Source organism: Streptomyces sp., assembly GCF_031178505.1.
GTDB classification, from domain to species: Bacteria; Actinomycetota; Actinomycetes; order Streptomycetales; family Streptomycetaceae; genus Streptomyces; species Streptomyces gulbargensis.
On the sequence record NZ_JAPSIW010000156.1, the window covers coordinates 1 to 11,413 of the forward strand.

The window sequence follows — 11,413 nt, forward strand, 5'->3', positions numbered from 1 at the left end:
GGGTCGCGTAGTGGGGGCCGAGACGGCCGAGGCCGAGCTTGACCGAGCCGACCGAGACGTTGAGGAGCAGGAGCGCGGCGCCGAGGCAGAGCAAGGGCCGCAGCGTGTGCTGGCGCCAGGAGCGCCACCCCAGCCAGGCGGCCACCATCACGGCCGTGGGACCGCGCTGTCCGAGGACCACGTAGTAGTCGAGGAAAGCGTGGAGTTCCGGCCACTGCTGATAGGGACGGAAGAGCATGATCTTCCAGTCGAGGGTCACCAGCCAGGTCGAGAGGAGAACGGCCACGACGATGGCGAGATAGAACGCCGACGTCCCGCCGAAGAGGGCGAGACGCGTGCGGGTCATCCGCGGGACCTCTATCTTCGGCGGTTCCGGCTCCCGGTCCAGCCGGGCAAAGATGTCGGTACGCACCCAATGGACGTTACAGGGAGTGAGTAGCCGACCCGCGCGATCCCGTGCCTTCGTGATGACGATGTGATGTGGAGTAGGTCTCAGTGGAGCCCATTCCCTCTCACCGTCCGAAAATCAGATGACCATCGGTCCGCATGTCGGCGAAATGAATCCGGAAGCCTGTTTGTATCCCGGGGAAATGCTTCGGACGGGCATCCGTACGGAATTCCATGCGACGCGCGGACGTGGACGAGTGGCGTACGCCACACCCGGAGGCCCCGCGGGGTGAGAGCTGCGCCACGCGCTCGGCCCTTGAACTCGCGTACGCTGACGGCTCACTCGCCCGTCGATGCCGGGCCGCCCCGGGGGCGAACGCCCTGGTCGGTGCCCACCGAGCGCGAGAGCTTCACTGGGAGGTACGTACATGTCGCGGACGATCACGGCCCGAGTCCACCCGCGTGCCGCCGACGGCGGTGCCCACCGCTGGCTCGTCCTCGTCGTCCTGTGCGTCAGCCTGCTCCTGGTCGCCCTGGACGCGACCATCCTCCACGTCGCCGTCCCCTCGCTCACCGAGGACCTGCGCCCCAGCTCCACGGCGCTGCTCTGGATCGTCGACGCCTATCCGCTGGTCTGCGCCTCGCTGCTGATCCTCTTCGGCACGCTCGGCGACCGGGTCGGGCGGCGGAGGGTGCTCCTCCTCGGGTACGGCCTGTTCGGCGTCGCCTCGGCCGTCGCCGCCCTCGCCACGGAACCGGGCGTGCTCATCGCCGCCCGCGCCCTGCTCGGCGTCGGCGGCGCGATGATCATGCCGGCGACGCTCTCCATCATCCGCGCGGTCTTCCCCGACCGGCGCGAACGCGCCACCGCCATCGGCGTCTGGACGGCGGTCGCCGCCATCGGGGCCGCCGCGGGGCCGGTGCTCGGCGGCTTCCTCGTCCAGCACTACTGGTGGGGTTCCGTCTTCCTCATCAACATCCCCCTCATGGCGCTGATCCTGCCGCTCGGCCGCCGCCTGCTGCCCGAGTCCCGGGGCAGCGGTGAGGGCCCCTGGGACGTCCTGGGCGCCCTGATGGCCGCCGCCGGCGTCCTCGGCTGCGTGCTGGGCGTGAAGCGGGCGGGCGCCGGGGACCCGCTCCTCGCGCTGCCGACCGCCGGGCCGCTGCTCGCCGGCGCCGTGCTCCTCGTCCTCTTCGTACGGCGCCAGAGGCGGCGCCCGCACCCGCTGATCGACACGCGCCTCTTCTCCCGGGCCGCGTTCACGACCTCGGTCGGCTGCATCGTCCTGGCCATGCTGGCCCTGGTCGGCCTGGAGCTCATCGCCGTCCAGTACCTCCAGCTGGTCCTCGGCCTCAGCCCGCTGGAGACCGGGCTCCGGCTCCTGCCGCTCACCTTCGCCGCCATGGCCGCCGGCGCCACCGGCTCGTACACCCTGCGCCGGGTCGGGCCGCGCCGGATGGTCGGCTGGGGCTTCGTGCTCACCGCCGGCGCGGTGCTCCTGCTCACCCTCATGGGACAGCACGACCGGCCGCTGCTGCTCACGGTGGGCTTCGTCCTGCTCGGCTTCGGTCTCCAGACCACCCTCTTCTCGGCGTACGAGTCGATGCTCAGCGAGGCTCCGCAGCGCAGCGCGGGTGGCGCGGCCGCGATCGGGGAGACCTCCTACCAGCTCGGCGCCGGCATGGGCATCGCGCTGCTCGGCAGCGTCATGAACGCCGCGTACGCCCCCGGGCTCAGCGGTGTCCCCGGGGTTCCGGCGGAGGCGAGCCGGGCCGCGGCCAACTCCCTCGGCGAGGCGTACCAGGTCGCCGGCGACCTCGGCGGCGCGGCCGGTGAGGCGCTGCACCGGGCCGCCCGGCACGCCTTCGTGGACGGGCTGCACCTCACGCTGTGCGTGAGTGCCGGGCTGCTGCTGCTCGGGGCGCTGATGGCGCTGCGGCTGCCCCGGGTCATGGAGTGCGCGGTGGATCCTGAGGACGGCCTCGCCGGTGGCGGGCCCAAAGACCCGGCCGTCCGGGAGGGCGTGGAGGGCAGGGAGCGGGTGGCGTGCACCGGCGGTGTTCCGGCCGCCGGGGCGTGCGAGCCGCGGGTGCCGGCGTCCCGCGAGGCGATCGAGCCCGCCGGCTCGGGGCGTGCGGGGCACTGACCCGGCGCGCCGTCGCCGCGCCGGTCGTACCCGTCGGGCCGGCGGACCCGCTCAGCTCTGGTTGAAGAAGCCGTCCTGCGACCGGCGGCCGGACTCCCCGCTCACGATCCGGGTGTCGGCCGGGGTCAGCAGGAAGACCCGCGTCGCCACGCGCTCGATCGAGCCGCGCAGGCCGAAGGCGAGACCGGCGGCGAAGTCGACCACGCGCTTGGCGTCGTCCGGCTCCATCGAGGTCAGGTTCACGATCACCGGGACGCCGTCCCGGAACAGCTCGCCGATGCCCCGGGCGTCCCGGAAGCCGTCGGGGGAGACGGTGGCGATCCGGCGGCCCCGCTCCTCCGCGGTGTCCGTGGCGACCCGCACCCGCGGGTCCGTCACCCAGGCGTCGCCGCTCTCGGCACCGTCGGCGTACTCGTCGTCGTAGTAACGCTCGTCGTTGTCCTCGACGAGTCCCAGCCAGGCACTTGCCTTGCGCACCGATCCCATCGACGCCTCCTTTCAACGCGGTCACTTGTGGTTCCGCATGTCCCTATCGTCGTCCATGATGCGGATCGCGCGCCAAGGGGATAGGCGCCGCGCAGAGGATTCGTGACGGTACTGGTGCAGAACGTGAGCGCCCGAACCTGGCGAATCGTCAGGAAACATGCGGTATAGGGCCACTGGCGAGGGGCCATGTAGCTGAAAATATGAAAGTCGTGCCGGAAGGGTGACCATGGGCGCGTCCGGGTGAACGGGGGCGCTCGCTACGATGCCGCGAGACCGCCCGACGGCACTTTCGCGCCAGGTCCGCACCACCGCTCACACGCGTCGCTCCCGCGCGCCGCGTACCACTCACCGACCGCGCGCGCCGCGTTCGGGCACCGACTCACGGGGGAGTCCATGTTCGGAATCGTCAGACCCTGCACGCATCGGCTGACCGACGGCCTCAAGACCGAGTGGATGGCCCATCTCTGCGGTCTCTGCCTGGCCCTCCGCGCCGACCACGGCCAGTTCGCGCGGGTCGTCACCAACTACGACGGCCTGATCGTCTCGGTCCTGACGGAAGCTCAGGCCGGTGTGACGGCCGGGGGCCGCCGCACCGCCGGGCCCTGCCCGCTCCGCGCGATGCGGACCGCCCCCGTCGCCCGCGGCGAGGGCGCGCGCCTGGCCGCCGCCGTCTCGCTGGTCCTCGCCTCGGCGAAGGTGCGGGACCACGTCGCCGACCGGGACGGCCTGCTGGCGCGCCGGCCGGTCGCGGCGGCCGCCCGCCGGGTCGCCCGTTCCTGGGACCGCGCCGGGGCCAGGACCGGCCGTGCCCTCGGCTTCGACACCGCCGTCCTCGTCGACGCGGTGGACCGGCAGACCGGGATCGAGGCGCTCGCCGGCCCCGGCACCTCCCTGCTCGCCGTCACCGAGCCGACCGAGACGGCCACCGCCGCCGCCTTCGCGCACACCGCCGTCCTCGCCGGCCGGCCGGGCAACGCGGCGCCGCTCGCCGAGGCCGGCCGTCTCTTCGGCCGCCTCGCCCACCTCCTCGACGCCGTCGAGGACCAGGCCGCCGACGCGGAGTCCGGGGCCTGGAACCCGCTCACCGCCACCGGTACCTCCCGAGCGGAGGCCCGCAGACTCGCCGACGACGCCCTGCACGGCATACGCCTCGCGCTCAGGGACGCCGAGTTCGCCGACGGCAGGCTCGTCCACGTGCTCCTCGCCCACGAACTCCGCACCTCCGTGGACCGCGCCTTCGGTACCCCCTCCTGCTCCCACCGAGCGGCCGGATCCGGCCACGGGCCGGTGCCGGGGAACCCGTACGGTGCCCAGGGCCCCGGTCCGTACGGCCCGCAGGGAGGCGGGAATCCGTACGGGGGCGGCACTCCGTACGGCGGCACCCCCTACGGCCCGGGCGCGGGCGGCCCCCACGGCGGAGGGCCGGGCGGGCTGCCGCCGCAGTTCGGGGGCGGTGTGCCGCAGGCCCCGAAGCCGCGCGGCTTCCTCGCCGGCTGCGCCATGTTCACCTGGCTCTTCTGCACCTGCCAGATCTGCTGCGCCAAGGAGTACGAGGGCCCCTGGTCCCGCAAGAAGCGCGAGGGCTGCTGCCGGGACTGCGACTGCAGCCCGGGCTGCGGCGACTGCTGCTGCCCCTGCGACGGCTGCTGACGGGCCGCCGGCCGCCGGCCGGGTCCGGCCGTCGCGACCGGTGACCCCGGCCGGGCGGTGTGGAAAGGTGGAGCACCATGAGCACCGACCCACGACAGAGCCGGCAGGACTGGCAGCACTGGCACGAGCGGCGCGAGGCCACGGTGGCCGCGCCGTACGGCCCCCTCTCCCTCACGGGCACGTACTGGCTCGCCGACCACCCCGAGGGGCGCCTTCCGGCCGTGCCCGGGGTGTGGCGTGAGGAGGACGGCGAGGTGGTCCTGACGGCGGACGCGCAGGACGCGGTCACCGTCGACGGCAAGCCCCTCATCGGCACCGTGCGGCTCACCGCCGACCACGGCCCGGTCCACGCCTCCCGGGTCGGATCGGCCGGCCGGCGGCTCGTCGTGATGCGCCGCGAAGGGCTCTGGGCCGTCCGCGACTTCGACCCGGAGTCGGCGGCGCGCCGCGCCTTCCGGGGCATCGAGGCCACCCCGTACGACGAGCGCTGGGTGGTCCCCGGCGTCTTCCGGCCGTACGGGGAGGAGCGCAGTGTGCGGGTGGAGAACGCCGACGGCAGGGAGCGCGGGCTCGGGCTCTCCGGGGAGCTGGTCTTCGCGCTGGACGGGGTGGAGCACACCCTTCAGGTGGCGGTGGAGGACGACGGTTCGCTGTGGGCCGTCTTCTCGGACGCCACCGGCGGGCGGGACAGCTACCGCTTCCGCTTCCTGCGTCCGGCCGCACCGGCCGCCGACGGTTCGGTGACGGTGGACTTCAACCGGGCGCTGCTGCCCCCGTGCGCCTTCGCGGACCACTTCATCTGCCCCTTCCCGCCGCCGGGGAACACGCTCGGTGTTCCCGTCGCGGCGGGGGAGCGGCGGCTGGTGTCCTCCTGAGGCCCGTTTCCCGTCGCTCACCTGGGCCGATGCGAGCCGTTGGGCCCCGGAGGACGGCCGGCCGGGCGCCCCGGCCGCGGGGGCCGGCGGACACCGGTGACGACGGCGGTCTTGTGCGGCGGGCCGGGGCACGCCACTATCGCTGGCGGTGCATGTCAGGGACACGTCACCTGATGGCGCCTCACGGGCCCGCCACCCACGGACCCCTCCGCTTTTCCCAGAAGGAGAAATGTGAGGAGCACAGTGAGGAACACCCGCACCCGCCTGCTCGCCCTCGCCGCCGGACTCGCGGCCGTCACCGCCCTCGGCCTCCCCGCCGCCCAGGCCGCCCCGGCGCCCGGCCCCGCCGGGGCCGAGCGGCTCGCCCGTGCCGGTGCCGCCGTCGACGCCGCCGCCGCCCGGATCGGCGGCACCGCCTGGTACGTGGACAGAGCGGCGGGCCGGGTCGTCGTCACCGCCGACTCCACCGTCACCGACCAGGAGCTCGCCACCCTCCGCGGCGCGGCCGGTGCCGACTCCGGGGCGCTCACCGTCACCCGTACCCCCGGCGTCTTCAAGCCGCTCCTCGGCCCCGGCGACGCCATCTACGGCAGTGGCTACCGCTGCTCCCTCGGCTTCAACGTCCGCGGCGGCGGCACCGACTACTTCCTCACCGCCGGCCACTGCGGCAACGAGGTCAGGACCTGGTACGCCAACTCCGCGCAGTCGACGCTGATCGGCGCCACCGTCGGCTCCAGCTTCCCGGGCAACGACTACGCCCTGGTCCGCTACGACAACACCTCGCTGAGCCGGACCGGCGGCTTCACCGCGGCCGACGCCTACGTCGGCGAGCCGGTCAAGCGCTCCGGCTCCACGACCGGCACCCGCAGCGGCACGGTCACCGGACTCGACGCCACCGTGCACTACTCCGGCGGCGGAACCGTCCGCGGCATGATCCAGACCAACGTCTGCGCCGAGCCCGGTGACTCCGGCGGCGCGCTCTACGACGGCACCAAGGCGCTCGGCCTGACCTCCGGCGGCAGCGGCAACTGCTCCACCGGCGGCACCACCTTCTACCAGCCGGTGACCGAGGCCCTCGCCAAGTACCGGGTCAGCCTGCTCTGAGACCCCCGCGCCTCCGTGACACCCCGTCACGGACGCGCCGGCGCACCACGGCCTCGCGACCACCCGGCACGGGGCCGCGAACTCCACCCCCACCGATCCCCCACCCAGGAGGAACGTCCGTGAGTTCCCAGCGCACCACCCGCACCCGTACGATCCGTCTGCTCGCCGTCACCGCCGGGCTCGCCGCCGCCGCGACCCTGGCCGTCCCGAGCGCCAGCGCCGGGACGGAGCAGACCTACGGCGCCGCCCAGCTCGCGACGGCGGCCGACGCCGTCCTCGCGGCCGACGTGGCCGGCACCGCCTGGCACGTCGACCCCGCCGCGGGGAAGGTGGTCGTGACCGCCGACTCCACCGTCTCCCCGGCCGAGATAGCCAAGATCAAGCAGCGTGCCGGGACCAACGCCGGCGCGATCAAGGTGGAACGCACCCCCGGCAAGTTCACCAAGCTGATCTCCGGCGGCGACGCGATCTACGCCGACGGCGGCTGGCGCTGTTCCCTCGGCTTCAACGTCCGGGACGGCGCGGGGGCGTACTACTTCCTCACCGCCGGGCACTGCACCGACGGCGCCGGGACCTGGTACGCGAACTCCTCCAAGACCACCGTCCTCGGCACCACGGCCGGGTCGAGCTTCCCCAACAACGACTACGGCCTCGTGCGCTACACCAACAGCACGATCACCAAGTCCGGCTCGGTCGGCAGCGTGGACATCACCAGCGCCGCCAACGCGACCGTCGGCATGTCGGTCACCCGCCGCGGCTCCACCACCGGCACCCACAGCGGCTCGGTGACCGGCCTCAACGCCACCGTGAACTACGGCGGCGGCGACATCGTCTACGGCATGATCCGCACCAACGTCTGCGCCGAGCCCGGTGACTCCGGCGGCCCGCTCTACTCCGGCAGCCGCGCCATCGGCCTCACCTCCGGCGGCAGCGGCAACTGCTCCACGGGCGGCACGACCTTCTTCCAGCCCGTGACGGAGGCGCTGAGCGCGTACGGCGTGAGCGTGTACTGAACCGCGCACCGGCCGGTGTCCTGACACCGGCCACGGCGATGCCCCCGGCGGACGCGCCGGGGGCATCACCCGTTCCAGGGGGGCGGAGGGTCACGGAGCCCGGCGGGTCTCGCCCACCTCCGAGGCGATCGGCTCCGCCTCCGGGTGGCGCTTCAGGGAGGAGAGGACCAGGGTCACCGCCGCGCCGACCACCGCCCAGGCGGCGAGGACGAGCATCGGTGCCGTCAGGGAATTGCCCTTGAAGTACGCGATCGAGCGTGCCGCCCAGGTGCCCGCGCCCGGCGGCAGGGCCGGGCCGATCGCCTTCCAGAACGGCGGCAGCATCGGCGAGGGAAAGGCACCGCCCGCGCTCGGGTTGCCCGCGACGACCACCAGCAGGATCGCCAGGCCGATGCCGACGATCCCGAAGACGGACTGGAGGGCGAGGGTGGCCGCGCCGACGGCGAAGACCACCAGGGTGCCCAGGCCCCACAGGGCGGCGACGCCACCGGGCAGGGCGCCCAGGATCGGGCCGACGATGACCGCGCCGCCCAGGCCGCCGAGGGCCGAGTAGAGGGCGAGGACGCCGAGCCGGATGACCGCCCGCTCGCGGTTGGCCGGGCGGGAGCCGGCGCTGATGGCCAGGATCGCGGCGCAGATGTAGCCGCCGACGCACCAGCCGACCGCCAGGTAGAAGGCGGAGAGCCCGTCGAAGTCCTTCGGCGAGGCGGGTGCCACGTCGACCGTCCGCACGGTCCGCCCCTGAGTCCTCTCCACCTCGGTGAGGATCTTCTGCAGGCCCGAGGAGAGCACGGTGCCGCCGCCGGAGGCGACGAGCAGGGTGTCGGTACGGCCGCGCGGGTCGACGAGGAGGGCGCCGTCGAGCTCCCGCTCGATGATCTTCTCGCGCGCCTCGGCCTCGCCGGCCACCGCCCGTGGGTCGAGCGGCCCGCCCGGGAGCTTCCCCAGCCGTTCGACCAGCTGAGCGGAGGCCGCCGGGGGCGCGGCCACCCCGAAGGGGACGTCCTTCGGCTTCGGATGGTGCAGGGCCCCGACGTACGAGGCGATGAACAGGAGCTGGAGGGCGAGGACGCCCACGACGAGCAGGGCGGCCCGTGGGGTGACGGCACTTTTCAGTTCATCGACGAGACTCATGCCCCCACGCTCCGGGCCGGGGGATGTTCCCGCAGGCGGGATAGGGCCGAACGAGTGACGCACATGCTTATCGTACGGACGTTCGAAATGAGCTAGGGTGAGTGGAGGGGGTGGGAACGTTTGTACGAATGTCAGTGCGGGACTGCGGGAGGTGAGCCATGCCGGGCTTCACACACCTGCACACCGTCTCGGGCTTCTCCGTGCGCTACGGCGCCTCGCACCCCGAGCTGCTCGCCGCCCGGGCGGCCGAGCGCGGCATGGACGCGCTCGCCCTGACCGACCGCGACACGCTCGCCGGGGCCGTCCGCTTCGCCAAGGCGTGCGAGGAGGCGGGCGTACGTCCCCTGTTCGGTGTGGACCTGGCCCACGAACCGCCGGAGCTCCCGGGCACCGGCGGCCCGCGGAGTGGCGCCGGCCCGTCCGGGGCGCACCCGGCCGTGCCCGGAGTCACCGGCCCGCGCGGGCCCGCCGAGGCCGGCGCGGCCGGCGCGGCCGGCCAGGGCTCCACCCGGCGCGTACCCGTCCGGGGCGGCGCCTTCCTCGACGAGTCCGCGCCCCGGGCCGTCTTCCTCGCCCGCTCCCGGGCCGGCTGGGCCTCCCTCTGCGCGATGATCACCGCCGCCCACGCGGACGGGGGCGAGCCCCTGCTGCCCCGCTCCGCCTTCGGCGACGACGTGTTCGTCCTGCTCGGCCCCGCCTCCGACGTCGGCCGCGCCCTCGCCGCCGGCCGCCCCGACCGGGCCGCCCGGCTGCTCGTCCCCTGGCGCGAGCGGTACGGCGACGCGCTGTGCCTGGAGGCCGTCCACCACGGCCGCACCGGTACGGGCCCCGGCTCCCTGCGGCTCGCCGCCCGTACCGTCGGCTTCGCCGCCGAACAGGGCGTCCGCCCCGTCATCGGCAACGCCGTCCGCTACGCCGACCGCGGCCAGGGACCGGTCGCCGACGTCCTCGACTCCGCCCGCAGGCTCGTCCCCGTCGACCCCCGCAAGGAGCTCGACAGCGGAGAGGCCTGGCTCAAGGGCGCCGAGGGCCCCGACGGCATGCGGGCCGCCGCCGAGCGGATCGTGGAGGCCGCCGGCTTCCGCAGGGACGCCGCCCACCGGCTGCTCGACCGGACCGAGGAGGTCGCCGCCGCCTGCCTGGTCGACCCCGAGGACGACCTCGGCATCGGTTCCGCGCACTTCCCGGAGCCGTACCTCGTCGGCGCCGGGCACCGGACCGCCCAGCGGGTGCTCGCCTCCCGGGCCGCCGCCGGCATGGTCCTCAAGGGGTACGAGAAGCGGCGGGACTACTGGGACCGGATGCACCGCGAGCTGGACGTCATCGCCCACCACGGCTTCGCCACCTACTTCCTGACGGTCGCCCAGGTCGTGGACGACGTTCGGGGGATGGGCATCCGGGTCGCCGCCCGGGGCTCCGGCGCCGGCTCCCTCGTCAACCACCTCCTCGGCATCGCCCACGCCGACCCGGTCGAGCACGGCCTGCTGATGGAACGCTTCCTCTCCAAGCGCCGCACCGCCCTGCCCGACATCGACATCGACGTGGAGTCCGCCCGCCGCCTGGAGGTCTACCGGGCGATCATCGACCGCTTCGGCACCGAGCGGGTCGCCACCGTCGCCATGCCCGAGACCTACCGGGTCCGCCACGCGATCCGCGACGTCGGCGCCGCCCTCTCCCTCGACCCGGCCGAGACCGACCGGCTCGCCAAGGCCTTCCCGCACATCCGCGCCCGGGACGCCCTCGCCGCCCTCGACGAACTGCCCGAGCTGCGCGCGCTCGCCGGGGAACGGGAGAAGTACGGCCGGCTCTGGGAACTGGTCGAGGCGCTCGACGCGCTGCCGCGCGGGGTCGCCATGCACCCCTGCGGGGTCCTGCTCTCCGACGCCTCGCTGCTCGGCCGTACCCCCGTCGTCCCCACCAGCGGCGAGGGATTCCCCATGTCCCAGTTCGACAAGGACGACGTGGAGGAACTCGGCCTGCTCAAGCTCGACGTCCTCGGCGTGCGCATGCAGTCGGCGATGGCCCACGCCGTCGCCGAGGTCGGCCGCGCCACCGGCCGGCGGCCCGACATCGACGCGCTGCCGGAGGACGACCCCGAGACCTACCGGCTGATCCGCTCCACCGAGACCCTCGGCTGCTTCCAGATCGAGTCCCCCGGCCAGCGCGACCTGGTAGGGCGGCTCCAGCCCGCCGGCTTCCACGACCTGGTCGTGGACATCTCCCTCTTCCGGCCGGGCCCGGTCGCCGCCGACATGGTCCGCCCCTTCATCGAGGCCCGGCACGGCCGCGCCCCCGCCCGCTACCCCCACCCCGACCTGGAGGAACCGCTGAAGGAGACGTACGGCGTGGTCGTCTTCCACGAGCAGGTCATCGAGATCGTCCGCATCATGACCGGCTGCGGCCGGGACGAGGCCGACCAGATACGGCGCGGGCTCTCGCACCCCGAGGCGCAGGGGCGGATCAGGACCTGGTTCGAGCGGGCCGCGCGGGAACGGGGGTACGACGCCGAGACGGTCACCCGGACCTGGGAGATCGTGGAGGCCTTCGGCTCCTACGGCTTCTGCAAGGCGCACGCGGTCGCCTTCGCCGTCCCGACCTACCAGTCCGCCTGGCTCAA

General features: G+C 74.0%; 8 protein-coding genes and 1 pseudogene. 6 read left to right on the plus strand and 3 right to left on the minus strand.

Going from position 1 to position 11,413, the window contains the following annotated elements; all coding sequences use genetic code 11:
* Positions 1-412 (minus strand): annotated as a pseudogene (locus RIF68_RS13540) (phosphoesterase PA-phosphatase); the annotation flags it as partial.
* Positions 413-815: 403 nt separating this feature from the next.
* On the opposite strand from RIF68_RS13540, the gene RIF68_RS13545 reads away from it, so the two are divergent.
* On the plus strand, positions 816-2,534 hold the full coding sequence (locus RIF68_RS13545) for an MFS transporter (protein WP_309051473.1): 1,719 nt from the start codon (positions 816-818) through the stop codon (positions 2,532-2,534).
* A 51-nt stretch (positions 2,535-2,585) separates the two neighbouring features.
* Here the strand turns inward: RIF68_RS13545 and RIF68_RS13550 are convergent, their stop codons facing one another.
* A complete protein-coding gene (locus RIF68_RS13550; RefSeq protein ID WP_309051474.1) occupies positions 2,586-3,020 on the minus strand; it encodes a cell division protein SepF in 435 nt (144 codons plus the stop codon).
* Between the two features lie 393 nt (positions 3,021-3,413).
* Between RIF68_RS13550 and RIF68_RS13555 the strand changes: the two genes are divergently transcribed.
* The 4 genes from RIF68_RS13555 to RIF68_RS13570 all read left to right on the plus strand — a co-directional run bounded on the left by RIF68_RS13555 (position 3,414) and on the right by RIF68_RS13570 (position 7,662).
* Complete coding sequence (locus RIF68_RS13555; RefSeq protein WP_309051475.1) at positions 3,414-4,670, plus strand: DUF5685 family protein; 1,257 nt, start codon at positions 3,414-3,416, stop codon at positions 4,668-4,670.
* Between the two features lie 77 nt (positions 4,671-4,747).
* Positions 4,748-5,545, plus strand: a complete 798-nt coding sequence (locus tag RIF68_RS13560; protein WP_309051476.1) for a DUF1684 domain-containing protein — start codon at positions 4,748-4,750, stop codon at positions 5,543-5,545.
* Between the two features lie 231 nt (positions 5,546-5,776).
* Complete coding sequence (locus RIF68_RS13565) at positions 5,777-6,649, plus strand: S1 family peptidase (protein ID WP_309051477.1); 873 nt, start codon at positions 5,777-5,779, stop codon at positions 6,647-6,649.
* Between the two features lie 119 nt (positions 6,650-6,768).
* Entirely contained in the window at positions 6,769-7,662 is an 894-nt protein-coding gene (locus RIF68_RS13570) for a S1 family peptidase (protein ID WP_309051478.1), read from the plus strand.
* Between the two features lie 90 nt (positions 7,663-7,752).
* Here the strand turns inward: RIF68_RS13570 and RIF68_RS13575 are convergent, their stop codons facing one another.
* Positions 7,753-8,796 (minus strand): DUF3533 domain-containing protein, encoded by a 1,044-nt coding sequence (locus tag RIF68_RS13575; RefSeq protein WP_309051479.1) that lies wholly within the window; start codon positions 8,794-8,796, stop codon positions 7,753-7,755.
* A gap of 158 nt (positions 8,797-8,954) precedes the next feature.
* Here RIF68_RS13575 and RIF68_RS13580 point away from each other — a divergent pair.
* Positions 8,955-11,413 (plus strand): PHP domain-containing protein (locus tag RIF68_RS13580; protein WP_309051480.1); only part of this gene is annotated, 2,459 nt, incomplete at its 3' end.